General features: G+C 61.7%; 22 protein-coding genes and 1 tRNA gene. 6 read left to right on the forward strand and 17 right to left on the reverse strand.

Annotation, left to right across the window (positions count from 1 at the left end):
* Positions 1 to 34: 34 nt before the first annotated feature.
* The 12 genes from nuoF to mepA all read right to left on the reverse strand — a co-directional run bounded on the left by nuoF (position 35) and on the right by mepA (position 10,762).
* The gene (gene nuoF, locus C2U30_RS01325; protein WP_103243001.1) at positions 35 to 1,420 is read right to left on the reverse strand and encodes an NADH-quinone oxidoreductase subunit NuoF; all 1,386 of its coding nucleotides are present in this window, start codon (positions 1,418 to 1,420) and stop codon (positions 35 to 37) included.
* Positions 1,417 to 1,956, reverse strand: a complete 540-nt coding sequence (gene nuoE, locus C2U30_RS01330; RefSeq protein ID WP_010675030.1) for an NADH-quinone oxidoreductase subunit NuoE — start codon at positions 1,954 to 1,956, stop codon at positions 1,417 to 1,419. Before nuoE ends, nuoF begins: the two co-directional genes overlap by 4 nt.
* 72 nt (positions 1,957 to 2,028) lie before the next feature.
* Positions 2,029 to 3,834, reverse strand: a complete 1,806-nt coding sequence (nuoC, locus tag C2U30_RS01335) for an NADH-quinone oxidoreductase subunit C/D (RefSeq protein ID WP_039038711.1) — start codon at positions 3,832 to 3,834, stop codon at positions 2,029 to 2,031.
* Between the two features lie 2 nt (positions 3,835 to 3,836).
* Entirely contained in the window at positions 3,837 to 4,511 is a 675-nt protein-coding gene (locus C2U30_RS01340) for a NuoB/complex I 20 kDa subunit family protein (RefSeq protein ID WP_010675028.1), read from the reverse strand.
* A gap of 29 nt (positions 4,512 to 4,540) precedes the next feature.
* Positions 4,541 to 4,945 carry an NADH-quinone oxidoreductase subunit A gene (locus tag C2U30_RS01345; protein ID WP_039038710.1) on the reverse strand — a complete coding sequence of 135 codons (405 nt, stop codon included), beginning with the start codon at positions 4,943 to 4,945 and terminating at the stop codon, positions 4,541 to 4,543.
* Between the two features lie 256 nt (positions 4,946 to 5,201).
* A complete protein-coding gene (locus C2U30_RS01350) occupies positions 5,202 to 6,077 on the reverse strand; it encodes a flagellar motor protein MotB (protein WP_010675026.1) in 876 nt (291 codons plus the stop codon).
* Complete coding sequence (locus tag C2U30_RS01355) at positions 6,055 to 6,813, reverse strand: flagellar motor protein (protein ID WP_029314677.1); 759 nt, start codon at positions 6,811 to 6,813, stop codon at positions 6,055 to 6,057. Before C2U30_RS01355 ends, C2U30_RS01350 begins: the two co-directional genes overlap by 23 nt.
* An 832-nt stretch (positions 6,814 to 7,645) precedes the next feature.
* Positions 7,646 to 7,733 (reverse strand) — tRNA-Ser (locus C2U30_RS01360).
* Positions 7,734 to 7,999: 266 nt separating this feature from the next.
* On the reverse strand, positions 8,000 to 8,617 hold the full coding sequence (locus tag C2U30_RS01365) for a TPM domain-containing protein (RefSeq protein ID WP_010675024.1): 618 nt from the start codon (positions 8,615 to 8,617) through the stop codon (positions 8,000 to 8,002).
* Between the two features lie 22 nt (positions 8,618 to 8,639).
* Positions 8,640 to 9,374, reverse strand: coding sequence for a TPM domain-containing protein (locus tag C2U30_RS01370; protein WP_041211561.1), 735 nt, complete (start codon positions 9,372 to 9,374; stop codon positions 8,640 to 8,642).
* Positions 9,371 to 9,976, reverse strand: coding sequence for a LemA family protein (locus C2U30_RS01375; protein WP_010675022.1), 606 nt, complete (start codon positions 9,974 to 9,976; stop codon positions 9,371 to 9,373). Before C2U30_RS01375 ends, C2U30_RS01370 begins: the two co-directional genes overlap by 4 nt.
* Before the next feature lie 42 nt (positions 9,977 to 10,018).
* Positions 10,019 to 10,762: a penicillin-insensitive murein endopeptidase gene (gene mepA, locus C2U30_RS01380; protein WP_069785143.1), complete on the reverse strand. Its 744-nt coding sequence runs from the start codon at positions 10,760 to 10,762 to the stop codon at positions 10,019 to 10,021.
* Positions 10,763 to 10,936: 174 nt separating this feature from the next.
* Between mepA and C2U30_RS01385 the strand changes: the two genes are divergently transcribed.
* Both C2U30_RS01385 and C2U30_RS01390 read left to right on the forward strand, forming a co-directional pair.
* A complete protein-coding gene (locus C2U30_RS01385) occupies positions 10,937 to 11,479 on the forward strand; it encodes a hypothetical protein (RefSeq protein WP_103243003.1) in 543 nt (180 codons plus the stop codon).
* A gap of 245 nt (positions 11,480 to 11,724) precedes the next feature.
* Positions 11,725 to 11,970: an RNA recognition motif domain-containing protein gene (locus C2U30_RS01390; protein ID WP_233721110.1), complete on the forward strand. Its 246-nt coding sequence runs from the start codon at positions 11,725 to 11,727 to the stop codon at positions 11,968 to 11,970.
* A 69-nt stretch (positions 11,971 to 12,039) separates the two neighbouring features.
* Here the strand turns inward: C2U30_RS01390 and C2U30_RS01395 are convergent, their stop codons facing one another.
* Positions 12,040 to 12,939: an aldo/keto reductase gene (locus tag C2U30_RS01395; RefSeq protein WP_103243005.1), complete on the reverse strand. Its 900-nt coding sequence runs from the start codon at positions 12,937 to 12,939 to the stop codon at positions 12,040 to 12,042.
* Positions 12,940 to 13,105: 166 nt separating this feature from the next.
* On the opposite strand from C2U30_RS01395, the gene C2U30_RS01400 reads away from it, so the two are divergent.
* The 3 genes from C2U30_RS01400 to ltaE all read left to right on the forward strand — a co-directional run bounded on the left by C2U30_RS01400 (position 13,106) and on the right by ltaE (position 15,399).
* Complete coding sequence (locus C2U30_RS01400; RefSeq protein ID WP_039038703.1) at positions 13,106 to 13,513, forward strand: transcriptional regulator; 408 nt, start codon at positions 13,106 to 13,108, stop codon at positions 13,511 to 13,513.
* A gap of 75 nt (positions 13,514 to 13,588) precedes the next feature.
* Positions 13,589 to 14,296: a short-chain dehydrogenase gene (locus C2U30_RS01405; protein WP_103243006.1), complete on the forward strand. Its 708-nt coding sequence runs from the start codon at positions 13,589 to 13,591 to the stop codon at positions 14,294 to 14,296.
* 86 nt (positions 14,297 to 14,382) lie between these two features.
* Positions 14,383 to 15,399 (forward strand): low-specificity L-threonine aldolase, encoded by a 1,017-nt coding sequence (ltaE, locus tag C2U30_RS01410; RefSeq protein WP_103243007.1) that lies wholly within the window; start codon positions 14,383 to 14,385, stop codon positions 15,397 to 15,399.
* A gap of 63 nt (positions 15,400 to 15,462) precedes the next feature.
* On the opposite strand, the gene C2U30_RS01415 is transcribed toward ltaE, so the two are convergent.
* The 4 genes from C2U30_RS01415 to C2U30_RS01430 form a co-directional block, all read right to left on the reverse strand.
* Entirely contained in the window at positions 15,463 to 15,894 is a 432-nt protein-coding gene (locus C2U30_RS01415; RefSeq protein WP_199767328.1) for a PAS domain-containing protein, read from the reverse strand.
* A 32-nt stretch (positions 15,895 to 15,926) separates the two neighbouring features.
* Positions 15,927 to 16,949: a response regulator gene (locus C2U30_RS01420; RefSeq protein ID WP_042016635.1), complete on the reverse strand. Its 1,023-nt coding sequence runs from the start codon at positions 16,947 to 16,949 to the stop codon at positions 15,927 to 15,929.
* 46 nt (positions 16,950 to 16,995) lie between these two features.
* The gene (locus C2U30_RS01425; protein WP_103243009.1) at positions 16,996 to 17,940 is read right to left on the reverse strand and encodes a LysR family transcriptional regulator; all 945 of its coding nucleotides are present in this window, start codon (positions 17,938 to 17,940) and stop codon (positions 16,996 to 16,998) included.
* A gap of 84 nt (positions 17,941 to 18,024) precedes the next feature.
* A complete protein-coding gene (locus C2U30_RS01430; RefSeq protein ID WP_275058586.1) occupies positions 18,025 to 18,747 on the reverse strand; it encodes a DUF2982 domain-containing protein in 723 nt (240 codons plus the stop codon).
* 148 nt (positions 18,748 to 18,895) lie between these two features.
* Between C2U30_RS01430 and C2U30_RS01435 the strand changes: the two genes are divergently transcribed.
* Positions 18,896 to 20,836: a putative bifunctional diguanylate cyclase/phosphodiesterase gene (locus tag C2U30_RS01435; protein ID WP_039038812.1), complete on the forward strand. Its 1,941-nt coding sequence runs from the start codon at positions 18,896 to 18,898 to the stop codon at positions 20,834 to 20,836.
* The last annotated feature ends 19 nt before the right edge of the window (positions 20,837 to 20,855 follow it).

Below are 20,855 nucleotides of genomic sequence, written 5' to 3' on the forward strand. Positions count from 1 at the left end.
ATGAAATCGGCTATTGCCCGATGCGTCCTGGCGCTTACCAGCGCTCGCCCAGCAGGTTGGGCTGGATACCCTTGAACAGCTTGTGATTGTCATGGGGGGCCTTGACCCCGGCCTCGAACTCGGACCGGAAATACTTCATCGCACTGCCAAGGGGCTCGACGGCGCCGGGGGCATGGGCACAGAAGGTCTTGCCCGGGCCCAGGAAACTGACCAGCTGTTCCAGGGTCGCGAGATCCTCGGGTTGGCCCTCGCCCCGCTCCAGCGCCCGCAGGATCTTGACGCTCCAGGGCAGGCCGTCGCGGCAGGGGGTGCACCAGCCGCAGGATTCGCGGGCAAAGAACTCCTCCATGTTGCGCAGCAGGGAGACCATGTTGATGCTGTCATCCACCGCCATGGCAAGGCCCGTACCCATGCGGGTGCCCACCTTGCCGATGCCGCCAGCGTACATCTGGGCATCCAGGTGCTCGGGCAGCAGGAAGCCGGTGCCGGCGCCGCCCGGTTGCCAGGTTTTCAGGCGATAGCCGGGCTTCATGCCGCCGGCGTAGTTTTCGAACAGCTCGCGGGCGGTGATGCCAAAGGGCAGCTCCCACAGGCCGGGATTGTTGACCTTGCCGGAAAAGCCCATCAGCTTGGTGCCGTGATCTTCCGAACCCGGCAGTGCCAACCCCTGATACCAGGCCACACCGTTGCCGATGATGGCGGGCACGTTGCACAGGGTTTCGACGTTGTTGACGCAGGTCGGCTTGCCCCAGACGCCGGAGACGGCGGGGAAGGGGGGTTTGGCCCGCGGGTTGGCGCGCCGTCCTTCCAGGGAGTTGATGAGGGCCGTCTCTTCGCCGCAGATGTAGCGACCTGCGCCGGTGTGGACGAACAGCTCGAAGTCAAAGCCCGAGCCCAGGATGTTCTTGCCAAGGAGCCCCGCGGCCTTGGCCTCTTCCACGGCGCGGCGCAAGTGGATGGCGGCATCCACGTACTCGCCGCGCAGGAAGATGTAGCCGCGATAGGCTTTGAGAGCCCGGGCACTGATGATCATCCCCTCGATCAGCAGGTGGGGCAGCTGCTCCATCAGCATGCGGTCTTTGTAGGTATTGGGTTCCATCTCGTCGGCGTTGCAGAGCAGGTAACGGATGTTCATGCTCTCGTCTTTGGGCATCAGGCCCCACTTCACGCCGGTGGAGAAACCGGCGCCGCCGCGTCCCTTGAGGCCGGCATCCTTGACGGTGCTGACGATGTCATCCGGGCTCATCTGGCCAAGGGCCTTGCGGGCGGCCTCATAGCCCTGTTTTGCCTGATACTCCTCGAGCCAGACCGGCTGGCCGTCGTCCCGCAGGCGCCAGGTGAGAGGGTGGGTCTCGGCGGTGCGGGGGATGCGGTTGGCGGTGCTGAGGGAGGCAAGCGTCTTGCCTGGCTGAATGCTCATGGGTAAGCCTCCAGGGTTTTCAGCAGGCTGACGGCATCGAGTCCGCCATAGGTATCGTCATCGATCATGATGGCCGGCCCCTTGTCGCAGTTGCCGAGGCAGCAGACGGGCAACAGGGTGAAGCGGCCATCCGGGGAGGTCTGACCGGGGGCCAGATTGACGACCTCTTTCAGACCGGCAAGCAACTGCTCGTGGCCGTTGATGTAGCAGACCATGCTGTCGCAGACGCGGATGATGTGACGACCCACCGGCTGGCGGAAGATCTGGCTGTAGAAGGTGGCGACCCCTTCCACGTCGCTGGCGGGGATGCCGAGCTCGGCGCCGATGGCGTGAATGGCGCCGTCAGGCACCCAGCCACGGGCCTGTTGCACTATCTTGAGCGCTTCGATGCTGGCTGCACGGGGATCTTCGTAGTGGTGTTTCTCGTGTTCGATGGCATCGCGCTCAGCCTGGCTCAGGACGAAATCTCCCTGCTGGCTGCTGCATGCCCCTTGCCCTTGTGGGGTCTGGTTATTGTGACACTGACATTGGCTCATGACTTGACCTTTTGTGGCTTGTCCCTTTACTGCGCGTCTTGCCCTTCGCCCCGGCTGCCGGGGCGAGAGGACTCAACGATCCACATCTGACATAACGAAATCGATACTGCCCAGGTAGACGATAAGATCCGACACCATCTGGCCGCGGATCACCGAGGGGATCTGCTGCAGGTGGGCGAAGCTCGGGGTGCGGATCCGGGTCCGGTAGCTCATGGTGGAGCCATCGCTGGTCAGGTAATAGCTGTTGACCCCCTTGGTCGCCTCTATCATCTGGAAGGACTCGGCGGCCGGCATGACAGGCCCCCAGGAGACTTGCAGGAAGTGGGTGATCAGGGTTTCGATGTCCTGCAGGGTGCGCTCTTTGGGCGGTGGCGTGGTAAGCGGGTGATCCGCCTTGAAGGGGCCCTCAGGCATGTTTTTCATGCACTGCTCGATAATGGACAGGCTCTGGCGGATCTCCTCAATGCGCACGGTGGCGCGGTCGTAGGCGTCCCCGTTGCTGCCCACCGGCACCTCGAACTCGAACTGATCGTAACCGGAATAGGGGCGCCATTTGCGCACGTCAAAGTTGAGCCCCGTGGCCCGCAGACCGCCCCCCGTGGTGCCCCAGGCCAGGGCCTGGGCCGTGTTGTAGGCGGCGACGCCGATGGTGCGGCCCCGCAGTATGCTGTTGCGCATGGCCGCCTTTTCATACTCCATCAACCGCTTGGGCAGCCAGCTCAACAGGTTGTCCTGGATGAGGCGGGTCCAGCCGGCAGGCAGATCGTGGGCCACGCCGCCGATGCGGAACCAGGCCGGGTGCATGCGGGCTCCGGTGATGGCCTCGATGATGGTGTAGATCTTCTGGCGGTCCGTGAAGGTGAAGAAGACCGGGGTCATGGCCCCCACGTCCTGAATGTAGGTGCCAAGGAACAGCAGGTGGCTCTGGATGCGGAACAGCTCCGCCATCATCACCCGGATCATGTCGACCCGCGCCGGCACCTTGATGCCGGCCAGCTTCTCGACCGCCAGCACATAGGGCAGGTTGTTCATCACGCCGCCCAGGTATTCGACCCGGTCGGTGTAGGGGATGTAACTGTGCCAGGACTGGCGCTCGCCCATCTTCTCGGCGCCGCGGTGGTGATAGCCGATGTCGGGCACGCAGTCGCGGATCTCTTCCCCGTCGAGTTGCAGCACCAGGCGGAAGGCGCCGTGGGCGGAGGGGTGGTTCGGCCCGAGGTTCAGGAACATGTAGTCCTCGTTCTCGTTGCCGCGGGCCATGCCCCACTCTTCCGGCTTGAACAGCAGGTTGTCCTGCTCCTGATCCTGCTTGACCGCATCGAGCATGAAGGGATCAAACTCGGTGGCGCGCGCCGGGTAGTCCTTGCGCAGGGGGTGCCCTTGCCAGCTCTTGGGCATCATGATGCGGGTCAGATGGGGGTGGCCATCGAAGGTGATTCCCATCAGATCCCACACTTCCCGCTCGTACCAGTTGGCGTTGGGGAAGTGGCGGCTGACGGTGGGCAGATGGAGATCACTCTCCTTGAGCGCCACTTTCAGCATCACGTCGGCGTTACGGTCGATGGAGATGAGGTGATAGAAGACGGTAAAGTCGCTCTGGGGCAGGCCGTGGCGATGGCTGCGCATCCGTTCGTCGGTGGCGCTGAGATCGAACAGCATCACAAAGGGGGAGGGCAGCTTTTGCAAGAAGCCCATCACGTCCAGCAGCAGATCCCGGGAGAGCCAGATGACCGGCACGCCGGTACGGGTGCTCTGCACGGTGAAGCGCTCGGCACCGAAGTGGGCGAACAGCTCGCCGACCACCTGGGCATCGGCGTGATCGGCGGTTTGCCACTGGGCCATGGTGTAATTGCTTGGGAATTCTCGAGTCAGTTTCATGATCAGATCTCATCCGGCGTGCGCAGGTTGGTCACGTTGATCCGCTCGCCGCGCTTGCGTTCCTTCTCGGATTGCATCTGGGGACGGTAGATCCCCTGATCCCCCACCACCCAGGAGAGGGGGCGGCGTTCCTTGCCGATGGATTCCTGCAGCAGCATCAGGGCTTGCAGGAAGGCCTCGGGGCGGGGCGGGCAGCCCGGAATGTAGACATCGACCGGCAGGAACTTGTCCACCCCCTGTACCACGGAGTAGATGTCATACATACCGCCGGAGTTGGCGCAGGCCCCCATGGAGATGACCCACTTGGGCTCGAGCAACTGCTCATAGAGCCGCTGGATGACAGGGGCCATCTTGATGAAGGGGGTGCCGGCAATCACCATGAAGTCGGCCTGACGGGGGGAGGCTCGTATGACCTCAGCACCGAAGCGAGCCACGTCGTGGGGAGAGGTGAAGGCGGTACACATCTCCACGTAGCAGCAGGAGATGCCGAAGTTGTAGGGCCAGAGGGAGTTCTTGCGGCCCCAGTTGACGGTGTCTTGCAGCACCTCTTCGAGGCGCCCGATCATGATGCCGCGGGTCGCTTGCTGCGCCAGTGGATCATCGACGGTCTGGCGCTGTTCCTGGGGGTAGCGCTCAACGGGCGCATCCGGGTCAATCCGGGTCAGGGTGTACTTCATGGTGCAACCTCAAAGAGATAATCGGTAGTTCAGTCTGGTTTCTTGTCAGTCAGGACACGCTTTTTCGGGGCCCAGTCGAGGGCACCAATGCGCCACAGGTAGAGGAGGCCTACCAGCAGCAGGGTGATGAAGATGGTGGCTTCGATGAAGCCGACCCAGCCGCTCTCCCGAACGGAGACGGACCAGGCAAAGAGATAGAGGGCTTCGACATCGAAGATGACGAAGAACATGGCGACCAGGTAGAACTTGGCGGAGAAGCGCAGGCGGGCGTTGCCGACGGAATCCACCCCGGATTCGAAGGGTTTGTTCTTGGCACGGCCATAGGCGCGTCCCCCCAGCAAGGCCGCCAGGCCTATCATGGTCAAGCAGATACAGATGGCGCCAATGACATAGACAGCAAAAGCCCAGTGCTGGACGGCAATATCAGCAAACATATAGGTTTTTCCCTAACCAAATTAATCATGCGACTTAACAATGATGTTACGTAGTATGCCACTTTCGTACTGATTTACATGTCATTTCAAAGGATTAATTATTAATCAACGGGATGAAAATTGTGTTTTGCTAGCGGGGTCAACTTTCTCGTTTGAGAATTGTTTTCAATCGTTTTTATGTAGCAGAAAAAAACCGGATAGTTTGAAAATCCGGTGGATGGCAGGAAACAAAAGACCCCGCATGGCGGGGTCTGTTTCAGGGTTGGAGAACGGGGAGGCTCTGCTCTGCCGCCTTGCCCTGGGAGAGCACGATCTCCACCCGGCGGTTGGCCTGGCGGTGAGCCGGGGTATCGTTTGGATAACGGGGTTGGGTATCCGCCACCCCCTGGGCGATCAGCCGTCGTGAATCCAGCTTGGGGTTGGTCAGCAGGGTGTGGGTGATGGTGGCCGCCCGCAGCACCGACAGCTCCCAGTTGTTGCGATAGAGCTCCACCGGCGCCTGGGAGTTGTCGGTGTGACCGGTGACCACCACCATGCCGGGGATGTCTGCCAGCACGTCCGAGACCTTGTTGACCAGCGGAATGAACTGGGGCTGCAAGAAGGCGGAGTCGGCGGGGAACAAGGTCTTTTCGCCGATGCGGATGACCAGTTGGCTGCCAAGCTGCTCCACCTCGATCTCTTTGGACTCGATTTGGCTCTTGAGCTGCTGATCCAACTTCTGTTTGGTGACCGTGACCCAATCCTGCTCCTTGGTCTTGTGGGGCCAGGACTCCGTGGCCGTAGGTTTCTCCGAGGAGCCGATGGTCTCGTTGAAAGGGTCGGCCGCCGCTGCGGGCGTCTGGGTATCCAGCACCTGCTCTTTCTGGGAGGTATTGGGGGTGGTCTTGGACTCGGGTTCCAGTATGCCTGTGCCCCCCTGCATCACGGGGGAGCCGGCGGGAAGGGAGACCAGCCCTATCTTGCCAAGAGATTCGATAAAGCCCTGAATGAGCACGCGAGTCTCCGACTGCTTGGCCATGGCGAAGGAGTAGAGCACCACGAACAGGGCGAACAGCAGTGTCATGAAGTCGGCGTAGGAGACCAGCCAGCGTTCGTGGTTCTCCGGCGCCTCAGCCTTTTTCTTTTTCGCCACCGTGGCCTCCGAGGTAAGGCTCAAGGGTCACTTGCAGCCGTTGCTGTGACTCGCCGTCCACGATGCAGAGGATGCCGGTGAGGGTCATCTCCTTGTAGTGGCGGATCTGGTGGGCAAACGACTTGTAGCGGTTGCCGAAGGGCAGGAAGATGAGGTTGGCGGCCGACACCCCGTAGATGGTGGCGATAAAGGCCACCGCGATGGCGCCCCCCAGCTTGTCGGGGGCATCCAGCAGGCCCATGGCGTGAATGAGGCCAAATACGGCCCCGACGATCCCCATGGTCGGGCAGTAGCCCCCCATGGCCTCGTAGAATTTGACGGTCTGTTCGATATCTTCCTGCTCGAACTCGATCTCGTTTTCCAGTACCTCGTGGATTTTGGTCTTCTCGTAGCCATCGACCATCATCTGTACCCCTTTTTGCAGGAAGGGATCCTTGATGTCGTCGATCATGCCCTCCAGTGCCAGCATGCCGCTGCGCCGTGCATTGCCCGCCAGGGTTTCAAGCAGCTGGGCCTGTTCCAGCATGTCGAGGCGCAGGGGAGTAATGAGCCACTTGAAGCGTTTGAGGGTTTTACCAACCACGGAGAAGGGAAACTGGGTCAGTGCGGCACCGACGGTACCGCCGATCACGATGAGAAAGGCGGGCAGATCGAGCAGGGCGCTGGGGTGCCCCCCTTCTATCATGTTGCCACCCAGAATGGCTGCCAGGGCCAGCAGCAAGCCAATAAGACTCATTTGTCCATATCCCTATGCGATGTGTGAGGCTAGTGTAGCCATTTAACTATCAGTTTTTCAAAACGATATCCAATCGGTGAGCAATATCCGAGAGGTTGCGCAGACCCGGTAGTGTCCGGTGGCATCGGCCTGTGTCGCTTGATCTGTAGAGCAGGTTGACGGTGCCTGCATGGCAGGACGAGGCAGGTATCCTGGTGATAACGCAACATATTGCGCTGTTTTTTGATGGCTTATTGGTCATCATTATCGTCAATTTATCTTTTCTTGGCGTAATGCGCTATCAACGAGAGAGGGCTGGCTGCCCTCGGGGTATATCCCCTGTCGACAGAGAACAGAGAGCAGCGAGGCGGAAGGGATGGGATTGGCTGGGCGGCACTCGGCCAGGTATCGCGGCAAGCCGTTTTTTCTGGCCCCGCCGATGACGGGTTTCTCCTGCCAGGGGGTTGGCAGACACCTTGAAGAAAAAACCGACCCTGAGGTCGGTTCTTCAATCTGTACGCTGGGTCGGGGTTGACTCGCGCCATCCCTGGCGCTCGCCCTGCGGGCGGCCTCTGGCCGTCCAGTCGGGCTATCCTGCCCGCCTGTCGACAGGGTTCGAACCGAGCCGCCCATCATCGGATAAAGTAAAAGGCCCCGTCTTGCGACGGGGCCTTTTACTTTATCTGGCGGTGAGGGAGGGATGATTCACCCCTTCGGTGCGACCTGCGGCCGTTCATCGCAGCAAGCTGCTCTGCTCGAACCCGACGAGGCTTCTCACCTTCTCTCCATCGGCATCGGATGCTGCCATGTCACCAGATGCAAAAAACCGACCCTGAGGTCGGTTTTTACAATTTGGCGGTGAGGGAGGGATTCGAACCCTCGATACGTTGCCGTATACACACTTTCCAGGCGTGCTCCTTCAGCCACTCGGACACCTCACCAAATTTTTACTGCTTGAAGTGGCTTTCGTAGCACGCTGCGCGTGCATCTTGCCGACTTCGTCGGTGGGCAGCCTCTCGGATACCTCACCAAATTTTGGTCTGTGATTTAACGTGTTCAGCCAACACGGTGTTCGCTGCGCCGTTGCGCTGGAACGGGGCGTAATTTAGGGGAAAGGGCTGCCTGGGTCAACCACTTTTCCCCTTATTTTTCATAATCTTTATCGAGTGCCTATCCCTTGAACAGAATGCCGATTTTTTAATCCCGTTCAAGGCTTGTCGAGAATGATCAGGCTGTCAGGCAGCTCGTTCTGATCCCGGGTTGCGGGGAAGGCGTCGGTCAGAATGGCGCTGGTGCGCTCCACGCACTCCAGAAACCCCTGCTCGACCTCCTTGTTGCGTACCCGAACCACGAAGTCGTCGATGATCTGCTGCCACTGGGTGTTGTCGATGTGCTGGGCGATCCCGTCGTCTACCAGGATCTCCACATAGTGCTCCGCCACCGAGACGAAGATGAGCACACCGAGTCGGTCCCGGGTGCGGTGAAGTCCCTGCTCGACAAACTGCAGGCGGGCCATCAGGGCGGCCCGGTGACGGCGTACCTTGTTGGGAATGAGCCGCATCTTGATGGGCGTCCAGTGGAACAGCAGGCTCAGCAGCAACCAGACCGACCACTGCACCAGCAGGATCTCGTACCAGCCAAGCCAGAAGCCGAGCTGGAAGACCAGCAGAGGGGTGAGCATGGCGAGCAGGGCGGCCCATAGGGTCGGGATATAGCGATAGCCATCGCTGGCCGGGGCCAGCACGGTGACCAGTTCGGCATCCGTGGCCTGCTCGGCCTGTCGAACCCTGGCCTGCAAGGTGTGGAAAAACTGTTTCGAAATCATCTTGTTGTCTCTTTTTCCCTGATTACCAACCGCCAGATGCACCGCCGCCGCCAAAGCTGCCGCCGCCACCACTGAAACCGCCACCACCACCGCCAGTGCGGCCGCCAAAGGAGCCGGCACCGAATCCACCGGCCATGTAGGCGGCCCGGCGACGTCCTCCCGGCCCACCGCCGCCGCCGCGCAGGTTGTGCAGCACGATCATCGCAATTACCACCAGGATGAAGAGCCAGGGACCTCCCTGCTTGTCGGCCTTGCTGGTGTTGTCCACGGGCTGATACTCCCCGGCCAGGGCCTGCATGATGCCCTGGCTGCCGGCGAGGATGCCAGCCACCATGTCACCGCGCTTGAAGGCGGGCAGGATCCGGGTCTGGATGATATTGGCGGCGATGGCGTCGGGCAGGGCACCTTCCAGGCCATAGCCCACCTCGATGCGCACCTTGCGCTCGTCCTGGGCGATGATCAGCAGAACGCCGTTGTTCTTGCCTTTTTGGCCGATGCCCCAGTGGCGACCGAGCTGGTAGCCGTACTCTTCGATGGTATCCCCCGCCAGCGTGTCGATGGAGACCACCACCAGCTGGACGCCGCTGCGCTTCTCGAAGACGGCCAGTTGCTGTGCGAGCTGGTGGGCCTGCTTGCGGGACATCAAATTGGCCTCGTCCACCACCCGCCCGGTCAGGGCCGGGAAATCGGGGGCGGCATGCAGTGCCGTGGCACAGAGCAGCAGACAGAGCGCCAGCCAGCGTCTCATCACGTTCATTGGAAGCTGACCTTGGGCGCCTCATCGGCACCGGGTTTGGCGCTGAAGGTGGGTTTGGCTTCCAGATCGGAGTAGAGCAGCTTGGACCAGATGACCCCGGGGAAGGTACGGATCTCGGTATTGAACTGGCGTACTGCCTCGATGTAATCCCGTCTGGCCACCGCGATGCGATTCTCGGTGCCTTCCAGCTGGGCCTGCAGGGTCAGGAACTGCTGATCGGCCTTCAGATCCGGGTAGCGCTCGACCACCACCATCAGCCGGGAGAGGGCGCTGGAGAGCTGCTCCTGAGCCGCCTCGAACGCCTTGAGCTGGGAGGGGTCACTCACCTGCACGCTGCCGACTCGGGCACGGGCATCGGTGACCGCCTTGAGGGTCTCCTGCTCGTGGCTGGCGTACCCCTTGACGGTGGCCACCAGGTTGGGAATGAGATCGGCCCTGCGCTGGTACTGGTTCTCGACCTGTCCCCAGCTCGCCTTGACCTGCTCATCCAGGGTCGGAATGGTGTTCATGCCGCAGCCGGTCAAACCCAGCAGCAGGGTCAGGGTCAGCAGGGCACGGGTACCACGCTGCCAGAGTGAAGTGGCCATCTTGTTGTTCTCCATTGATATTTCTCTCGGAAATAGGTTCACCATAACAGCTTGTGGTCAGCCCTCACAACGCCTGGGTAAGAGGGGGGCGCGGTAGCTCATCGACACCTTGGGCAACTGGGGTTTGTCCTTGAGCCAGGAGGCCAGCTCCTCCCCACAGCCATTGCCGGGGGGAATGGGAGCCTGGGACTGGCAGTCCGGACTGTTTGCCGGGCAGCGCAGGCGGACGTGAAAGTGGCTGAAGTGGCCGACCCAGGGGCGCAGCTTGCCGACCCAGGCTTCACCGGGTGCCTGTTTGCACACCTCGGCCTTGATGACGGGGTTGACGAAGATGCGCGCCACCTCGGGGCGATCAGCCGCAAGGCGCAGCAGATTGAGCTGCCTGGGACCGAATCGGCCGGGTAGCATCCGGTAGCTGGGTTCGTCGATCAGCGCCCACTCCCTGGGGGCATCCTGCTCCCAGCGGCTGATGGGTCTGTCAGCCATCCTGAACCAGATGTCGGCATCCAGGCCGGTCTGGTGGCTGCGATGACCTGAGGTAAAGGGCCCCCCGTGCATCATGGCGAGGTCGGCGATATAGAGATCCGGCATGCCGGCCAGTCTGGTCTGGTTGGCCAGATGCTGCAGGTAATGGATGAGGTCGGGGTGACCGTAATAGCGCAGCCGTTTGGTGCGGATCACCTGATAACCAGGGCCTTCGAGGGGCAGGGCCACGGCATTTTTCAGGCAGCCGGCGGAGTAGCCGCCGATGGCCTCGGCATAGAGTGTGCTCGCGGACAAGAGCAGGGCGGTGGCGAACATGGGACTCCCGGGATGGCGCCCAGTGCGGGCTCAGACAGCCCCAAGCATACCAAGAGTGGCGGCTGGCCGTCATCCGTGTCGCGGTGGCGGTTGCATCGCGGCGCGTCGCTCGCGCACAATGCGCGGCAACGCAGCGACGGCAAGGCCGTTCGCATCACAGAAGGAGAAGAGAAGATGAGAGTCAGTGAGCTGGCAGCGCAAGAGAACGTGCGCTGGCTGATGCCCCCGGCCCGGCGGTTTTACGGGGTCATGATCTGCCTGTTGCTGGCGAGTCTCGCCACTGTGGTGGCCGCCCTCTGGCTGGGATATCCCGACTTGGGCCTGCTGCCCTGGGTCGGGGTGGTCTTTGGCGGTATCGTGCTGGTGATGATGGTGTTGCCGCGCAACTGGCAGCGCTGGCGTCTGGCGGAGCTTGCCTGGGATGAACGCCATCTCTATCTGCTCAATGGTGGCGAAGACCGGGCCTTGGCGCTGCCCAGAGCCGTGCTGGTGGGCATGGAGCGAGATCGCAAGGTGGGACACGATGGCCAGTGGCTCGATTTCAGCCTGGATCTCGGGCTGGATGAGGTGACCCTGGCGACGGCCACCAGCCTGCTCGGGTTGTCCCGGGAAGGGACTCACGAAGTGGCCCCCGGGGTCTATCGATTCGGATTCAAACGTGCCTGGCATGGGCGTCGTGCCCTCGGCACATTGCTGGCCGAGCTGCACCCGCTCTGACTATTTTCTCGACAATTCATCCCAATGCTCAGATACTGCCTCTGATTCGATTTGATCTTTCCTGCTCCGATAGCCCAAGAGATCAAGGACTTGGGATACGAAGCTGGAAGTGCCATGGCATGATGCCGTGGCTGGTCCGGCAGGGGGGTTGTGCCCTTACTCCCAGGTCGGTGGATGCATAGATAAGGCACCTTGAATCGAGAGTGGATGGCATGAAGATTTACGTAGGTAATCTGTCGTACCGGATGACGGCCGACGAACTGACAACCGTGTTCAGCCAATTTGGGCAGGTAGACAAGGTCGATATCATCATCGACCGCGATACCGGTCAGTCCAAGGGGTTTGGTTTCATTGAAATGCCGGTCAATGGCGAGGCCGAGAAGGCCATCGCCGAGTTGCACGGCACCGAGGTCGGCGGCCGCACCATCACGGTCAATCAGGCCAAACCGAAGACGGATGTACCCCGTGGTCGCCCCCAGCGCCATCGTTGAATCGTCTCGATAACGGAAAACGGCATGGAATCCTCCATGCCGTTTTTGTTTTCAGGGTCTGGTGCAGACTCAGGGAACGTCATAACCCAGAGCGGCCTTGCGGATGCGGAACCACTGCTGGCGAGTGAGCTCAATGGACTCGGCTGCCACGGCGGCGGCGATCCGCTCCCGTTTGCCGGATCCGATGAGGGGCAGCGGCTGACTCGGCAGCATCATCACCCAGGCGTAGACCACCTGCTCCAGACAGTCGGCGCCCACCTCCTGGCGGATCTGCTCGAGTTCCGCCCGCAGCGGGGCATAGTCGGGGGCATGGAACAGCCGCCCGCCGCCAAGGCAGGACCAGGCCATGGGCTTGATGCGCAGTTGCTGGCATTGATCCAGGGCACCATCCAGCGTCCCCTCCTGATGGAGCGGGGAGATCTCCAGCTGGTTGGTGACCAGGGGGAAGGGCAGGCGGGATTGCAGCAGGGCGAACTGGTGGGGCGTGAAGTTGGAGACCCCGGCGTGCTTGATCTTGCCTGCCTGCTTGAGGGTGATGAAGGCGTCGGCCACCTCGTCGGCGTTCATCAGGGGGTCGGGGCGATGGATCAGCAACAGATCCAGATGATCGGTGCCGAGCTTTTGCAAGGAGGCTTCGGCACTGGCGACGATGTGTCCCTTGCCGGTGTTGTAGTGATTCAGGGCGTGGGCCGGATTGGCGGTGAGGGCGATGCCGCACTTGCTGACGATCTCCATGCGATCGCGCAGGGAGGGCTCCAGGCGCAGGGCATGGCCGAAGGCCTCCTCGCACTGGTAGCCACCGTAGATGTCGGCGTGATCGATGGTGGTGACCCCGAGATCAAGGTGATATTTCATCAGGTCCAGCAGGGCGGCGGGGGAGAGCTGCCACTCCATCAGGCGCCAGTAGCCCATGATGAGGCGGGAGAAGGTAGGGCCTTGCTCATGCAGGGCCAGACGGGATACGGACATGGTGACTCCTCTGGAGATAAAAATGCGAAAAGAAAGGGGCAAAATCATGTGCCAGCATCTTGGTCTCTTCCGGCGGACAAGGCAATAATGCCCCCTTCGCGAATTCGAACTATGGTTCTGACTCCGACGGGTCAAGATCCCGGTGTCAGTGAGAGGAGAAGGGGTGATGGAAGGATTTGCCGCCAGGCTGCAAAGCCTGATCGGGGAGGGGAGTGTGAGCGCTTTTGCCCGCAAGGTGGGGTTGAGTGAAGCCCTGATCCGCAAGTATCTGAAAGGGGCCGAACCCGGCCTTGGCAAGGCGAACCAGATTGCCATGGGGGCCAACTGCTCGCTGGAGTGGCTCGCCACCGGTTGCGGGTATCTCTATCGTCAGGCCGAGGTGGTGGACAGGGACGCGCTGGCGGCGGCGGGGGCGCTGGTGCAGGAGACCCGTCCGGGAAAGCCCATGCCGGACGAGGAGCAACTGGTGACCCTGCTCGCCTATTACCAGTTCCTGCGCAGCCACAAGCAGGCGGACGGTTTTCTGGATCTGGCCCGGGCGCGGGAGTTTGGGCGCCATCTGGCCGAGGCCTGAGCCTGACGGGGGCTCCCGGCAGTCCGCCATTCTTCTGATACCCTCTAAGCAGTGATCAAATCCAAGGACACGCAGATGAGCTATCTGATCCTGGGCAGTGGCGGGTTGGGCAGTGCGCTGGCACGGGAGCTGGCCAGACGGGGCGAAGAGTGGTTGCTGGCGGGCAGGCAACTGCCCAGGGGGCTGGATCCCGCCTGCTACTTTCCGCTGCAGGAGGTGGACCCGCTCTCCTTTGAGGCCCTCTTTACCCTCTATGACAGCACCACCCTGCCGACGGTGGTGATCAACACCATAGGCCTGCTTCATGATCTTGCCCACATGCCGGAGCGGCGGGTGGAGGAGGTGACCCCCCAATGGCTCGAAGAGAGTCTGCTGGCCAATGCCTGGCCCCACCTGGCCCTTGGTGCCAACCTCAGCCGGCGCATGATGCCCCAGAGCACGCTCTGGCTCTGCACCCTCTCGGATCGGGCGGGAAGCCTGGAGGAGGGGGGCCAGGAGGCCATGTGCCACTACAGCTACCGCATGAGCAAGGCCGCCCTCAACATGGGATCCCGGATCCTGGCGGGTGAGTGGGCCGGACGTTTTCCCGGCGCCGGTGTCATCACCGTGCATCCCGGCCTCATGAATACCCCCATGCAGCAACCTTTTCTTCAGGAGATGGATCCCGCCCTGCTGCAGGATCCCGCCGAGGTCGCCGTCTGCCTGTTGGATCTGATGGCCACAATGACGCCGGCGCACTCGGGCCGTTTCGTGGACCTGCACGGTCAGTCGCTGCCCTGGTGAGCCGCCGGGCTCACATTCCCGCTTGCCGTTTCTTGCCAGCCGAGTGTCGGCTGATTAATGTCATCGTCCTGCATCAGGAGGATGACATGCGCTATATCGATTTACGAAGTGATACCGTGACCCAACCCACGGAAGCCATGCGCCAGAGCATGCTGCATGCCGAGGTGGGAGACGATGTCTATGGGGAAGATCCCAGCATCAATGCGCTGGAGCGCCGCGGCGCCGAACTGCTTGGCAAGGAGGCGGCCCTGTTCGTGCCCTCCGGCACCATGTCCAACCTGCTGGCCATGATGAGTCACTGCCAGCGTGGGGACGGGGCCGTGCTGGGGGCGGCCTCCCACATCTATCGCTACGAGGCCCAGGGCTCTGCCGTGCTGGGCTCGGTGGCCCTGCAATCGGTCCCCATGCAGGCGGACGGCACCCTGGCCATCGAGGATGTGCGGGGGGCCATCGCTCCCGATGATCCCCATTTCGTCCAGACGCGCCTCGTCTGCCTGGAAAATACCCATAACGGCAAGGTGCTGCCATTGACCTACCTGCGCGCCATGCGCGAATTCGTCGACGAGAAGGGGCTGAAGCTGCATCTGGACGGGGCTCGCCTCTTCAATGCGGTGGTGGCAAGCGGGGAGCCGGTGGCCGCCATCGCGGCGCCTTTTGACAGCATCTCTGTCTGCCTCTCCAAGGGACTGGGGGCACCAGTGGGGTCCCTGCTGGTGGGATCGGCTGCGTTCATCGCCCGCGCCAGACGGCTGCGCAAGATGCTGGGGGGCGGCATGCGCCAGGGAGGGATCCTGGCCCAGGCCGCCCTGTTCGCGCTGGATCAGCACGTTGCCCGGCTGGCGGATGATCATCGCCGCGCCAGGCGTCTGGCAGAGGGGCTGGCCGTGTTGCCAGGCATCACACTCAACATGGGGGAGGTGCAGACCAACATGGTATTCCTGCGCCTGACCCAGAGGGATCCCGCCACCTTGCTGGGTTTCATGAAGGAGCGCGGTATTCTCTTCTCCGGCTACGGGGAGCTCAGGCTGGTGACCCACCTGCAGATCACCGACGATGACATCGACGAGGTGATCGACGCCTTCACCGAGTACCTGAGTGGCTGACGCCATTCCCTATCGCAACAACAAGGGCGCCATCTGGCGCCCTTGTTGTCATGGCAGGGTCGGTCATCCCTGGCGCTGGCCGGTGAGCAGCATGGCCTCGTCGGTGGCGTCATAGATCATGATGGCCAGGTGGGTGACCTCTCCGGCGAAGTCGGCCAGCGGCACCAGGGTCAGGTTCTGGTACATGTAGGGGGCCGATCCCGTGATGGGGCGGTAGTTGGAGAAGCGCAACAGGTAGGGGCGCTGCTCCCAGGTGCTGAAGGCACGGTTGTTGAGCTTGAACACCATGTTGGCCTTGCGCTCGAACCAGGCCTTGTCCACATCGGGGAAGAGCGAGAACAGCCCTTTATCGCGCACCTCGCCTGCCAGCCGGCCGCTGTGACTCTCCATGAAGCCGTTCCACACCTGGATCCGGTACTCCCTGTCGAGCACGACCAGCCCCACGTCCAGATTCTGGACGATGTTCATCAGCCAATGAAATTCCCGAATGTCCATGGTCACTCCTGGTGGTTGCTGCCGCGGGGCGGTCACAGCATGTGCATGATCTTGTTGTTCATGGTAGCGATGGAATCTTCGGTAAACAGCAGCAAGAGATCGCACTGCACCGCATAGCCCTGTACCCGATAGTTGATCTCGATGGCCAGAGTGCGGCGCCAGCGGCTCTGGTTGGTCCGAATGAGATCCTGAATGGGCCTGTGCTGGCCCAGCACCACGGGGTGACCCTGGCTAAAAGGGGTGTCGAGCTGGTTGGCGTAGCCGCGCAAGAAGGCACCGATCAGCACATTGGCGGTGTCCATCAGCAGTTCCAGCTCGGCGCCGTGATCCAGCTCCCCCTGATGGTTCATCAGGCGGGCCAGGTCCTGGAAGCTGGCATCGTGGAACAGCAGCAGGGCCTCCCCGGCGATCCCGGCCCCGATGAAGCCCTGACAGACCGCGGAGAGCGTCTCCGACTCGGCGGCGGCCGAGAGCGCCATGTGCAGCTCGGAGACCTCCAGCACGTTGACGTTGGGGATGGGGAGCAGCACGAAGGCGCCGAGCAGGCGGGCCAGCAGATCCGCCCCCTGGCCCATGGCGACGTTGGCCAGCTCCTGATAGACATCCCGCAGCTCGGGGGTGAACTGGATGCTGCTCTGGGCAGCCTGGTGGCTGGCGACGGGCTGGGGCTGGATGGCCGTCACCTGGGTGGCTGATTGCCACAGACCGTGGCGCTTGAGCAAGGCAAGGAGAGTGTCCGGGGAAGCCGGCTTCTTGATGAAATCGAGGGCGCCAAGAGCCATGACACGCTCATGGGCTTCCGGCTGGATGTCGCCGGAAACCACGATCACCTTGCTGCGCACCCCCTCTCGCTTGAGGGTCTCGAGCACGCCATAACCGTCCATCTCCGGCATGGTGAGATCGAGAAAGATCAGGTCCCCGTGCCCCATCAGGATCTGCTCGACCCCTTCCAGTCCGTCCGCGGCCTGGTGCAAGGTGACATCCCAATCGGCGGGCAGGGCGCGCACCAGCTGTTTGCGCGCGAACCCGGAGTCATCACATATCAATACATTCATAGTGTTAGCCGACCTATGCAACGAGGATTGCGCTAAGTGTGGGTCATCAGCCGTCAGATGCAACGGGCAGCGGCTGCGCCGGTGAAAATTGATCGTTCTGCTGGCGGGTACGATAGCGCTCAGAGTGCTTCTCGACGAAATCGGCGAACATCTTAACACGCAACGGGGTGAACCGGGGCTGACAATGGAGCATGTAGAAGGGACGTTTTCCCGACTGCCAGTCAGGCAGGACGGGGACGAGCTGACCATCTTGCAGGAAGGGGTGCACATAGTGCTGCGGGGCGTTGACGATGCCGAGGTGGCGCTGGGCTGCTCGTACGGCGGCCTGGGTCTGGTCGATGCAAAGGCGAGGTGTGCGCTTGATGCAGACCGTCTGTTCGTCCCGCCCGCTCAGTTGCCAGTGCTGATGGGGCCAGCAGTAGATGAGATCGTGCTCTTCCAGCTGGGTCGGGTGGGAGGGCACACCCATCTTCTCCAGATAGAGGGGGGAGGCGAACAGACCGTACTGGATGTGACCCAGACAGAGGGCGTTGGGCAGGGTCTGGGGAAGCTCGCCGTTGAAAAAGACCAGGTCCCTGTCCTGATCCGCCTGGAGGGCATGATCGTTGGACTGGCGGATGTCGAACTGTACCCCGGGATAGCGCAGGCCGAAGTCCACCAGCATGTCGACCAGGATGGTGTTGGAGAGGGCGATGGGGGCCGCGAGGCGGATGAGGCCGCTGATGTCCGTCTCCTCACCCCGAATTTCGCCGGTGGCCTGCTCTATTTCCGCAAGGGGGGTACAGAGGCGCTCGTAATAGCGCAGCCCTTCGTCGGTGAGACGCAGCTTGCGGGTGGATCTGTGCAGCAGGCTGCATCCGAGCTGCTCTTCCAGTTGGGAGATACGTCGACTGATGGTGCCGGTCGGCATGCCCAGCGCAGCGGCGGCGTGGGAGAAACCGCCCTCTTGCACCACCTTGACGAACAGATAGAACTCTTCGATGTACTTCATAAGCGGTTTTAGGGGGTGTTCTGGCTGTAAACAAGCCAGTGACCTTATGAAGAGTCACCGGGCTTGGCAAGCGCAATCCGGCGTTTAATTGATCTGGATTAGATTCGACTCGCGCTGGTATTGCTGGAGCAGATGGACGAAATCTTCCGGGGATCTGTCCAGGCTGTTGTCGGGCACCAGCAGATCGTACCCCAGCAGATCTCGCAGCCGTGCCATGCGGTTGCCGAGCATGGCGATCACCCCCTCATAGCGCTGGCCGGAGGGTGAGCAGAAGCGGCTCTCCTCCAGCAGTCCCTCTCCCAGGAGCCCACTGCCGCACCCTCCGGTCGGGCAGTCGGAGCGCTCGCTTCGCATGGCCTGCATCAGCACGGCGCGCTGCTCGGTCAGCAGACGGACGGCGAGCCGGGGTGTGATCAGCGTCAAAAAAGCGTCGTAATCCTTTATTTTCAAGCCGATGTAGGGCAGCTCCACCAGATCCCACCCCAAATGGATACGTGGTTGGTCAATTCGCTGAATATTTCTCCATTTCAGGATCCAGCCGCCGTACTTGTGATGGTATTGCAGGCAGTCCTGACACAAAGAGAGACTAAAATGAGGCTCACCCAGTTTCCAAACCCCGACAAGAATTGTCATCAGGCCCGCCAGGAGGAGGGAAATGGCGGGGATTAGTAGTTGTTCACGAAGAAAAAAAAGTATAAAAATCATAGCAATGGTTATCACCATGCCCAACAATACCAGTGTGAGTCCATTTCTTCGTACCATGGGGATCACATGTAGCGTTTTCATATGATTTCGGCCTTTTTTCATCCGTTTGTTATCCGATTATGGGCCGGAACGGATTTTGTACCAGCGTGAATGCTTCTGTCAGGGGGCGCAAGCGACTGGTTCGACCATGAGCTTTCAGCATGAATCATCACTCAACATGAATACGCTAGACGAACGCCTGCTCACCGTGATGGATGTCCTCCACACGCCTGTCTGGGTCTATGACATCCAGCGTCATCATATTTACTGGGCCAACGATGCTGCCCTCGGGCTCTGGGAGGCGAGCTCCCTGGCCGAGCTGAAGTCCCGGGATTTCTCCGCCGACATGGCCGCCGCCATCGATCTGTTGCTGCAGCGCTATCTCGGCGATTTCCAGCAGGAGCGCAGTTACAACGAGTGGTGGACCCTCTCGCCCAAGGGGGTCAAGAAGCAGGTCTATCTGCGTCTTTCCGGGATCCAGCTTGCCGGACGGCAGATGATGATGGCGGAAGCGGTCATCGATGCCGACACCCTCTATCAGGAGTCCTCCCTCGCCACCGGCGACACCCTGGCCTGTCTCTTTGACAACGAGGGGCGCCTCGAGAGCGGCAACCATCACTTCGACATGTGCTTTGGCACCGGCATTCTGACGCTGCCCCAGATCTTCTCCGGTGCGGACGAGGCCTTCTATCGTCGCCTCTCCCGTCTGGACGAAGTGGTGGCCGAAGGGGAGTGTCGCACCCAGAAGGGGATGCGCTGGTTCCAGTACCAGTTTCGCCATATCCAGCAGGGGGCACGGATCCTGCTGACCATGCGGGACATCACGGATCGCAAGCTCGAAGAGCTGGAGCATCGCCACCTGGCCTGGCACGACTCCCTCACCGGGCTGCTCAACCGCTACGGCCTGATGAAATCCCTGGAAGCCTATTGCGGCCTCGGGGGGCGCTTTGCCCTGGTGTTCATGGATCTGGACAACTTCAAACTGGTCAATGACAACTACGGCCACAAGGCAGGGGATCGCCTGCTGGAGCGGGTCGCCGGACGGCTAAAGCAGATCTGCCCGCGGGATGTGGAGCTGGCGCGCCTTGGCGGGGACGAGTTCACCGCCCTGGTGCCCCTCAACCAGGCGAGCGATCGGGCCCAGGAGGTGGCGGATCTCATGCTCTCCCAGATGAGCAAGCCACTGCAGCTGAGTGGTGTCCCCGAGGTCACCATCGGCGGCAGCATCGGCATCGCCATCTACCCGGACGACGCGGATGACGGCGACAACCTCATCACCCGTGCCGACATGGCCATGTACCAGGCCAAGCAGATGGGGCGGCTTCGCTGGCAGCGCTTCACCCCCAGCATGCAGCAAAGCCTGCATCGCAAGCTGACCCTGAAGCAGTTCCTGGCCAAGGCCGTCGGGCGGGGGGAGCTCAGCCTGCGCTATCAGCCCCAGGTGGATGTGGCGCAAGGTCGGGTCATCGGTTTCGAGGCCCTGGTACGCTGGTACAATCCCGTGCTTGGCCATGTGTCGCCGGCGGAGTTCATTCCGCTGGCCGAAGAGATGGGGCTCATCCGGGAAATCGGAAGCTGGGTGCTTTCCACCGCATTGGCCCAGATGGGGGAGTGGCAGCGACAGGACGGGGTGAGGGTGCCGGTGTCAGTCAATCTCTCGGGCTTCCAGCTCTCTGCCAGTTTGCCGGAGCTGGTGGCCCAACTGCTCGAGGCATTCTCGGTGGAGGCGGCGCTGCTGACCCTGGAGCTGACCGAGACGGTGCTGATGCTCGACATGAAGGGGTGCATCGAGATCCTCGACGCCCTGAGCGAGCAGGGGATCAAGATCGCCATCGACGACTTCGGGACGGGCTACTCGTCGCTTGCCTACCTCAACCGGTTGCCCATCGACACCATCAAGCTGGACCGCTCCTTCGTGGTGGGACTCAACCTGCCGGTGATCCGGGCGACGGTGGCCATGGCCACCAGTCTGGGGCTCGGGATCCTGGCGGAAGGGGTGGAGGAGGAGCACGAGCTCGCGGCCCTGCAGACCCAGGGTTGCCATGTCTTCCAGGGGTTCCTGTTCAGCCGTCCCATGACCCCGGAAGAGGTGGCGGCGGCGGGGTTCGCTGTACAGTGCCGACTGGGTCGCTACCCCCTCGCAAACCATTGAGCAAGTTGTCGATAAATGT

Source organism: Aeromonas sp. ASNIH5 (assembly GCF_002902865.1).
Lineage (GTDB): Bacteria > Pseudomonadota > Gammaproteobacteria > Enterobacterales > Aeromonadaceae > Aeromonas > Aeromonas caviae.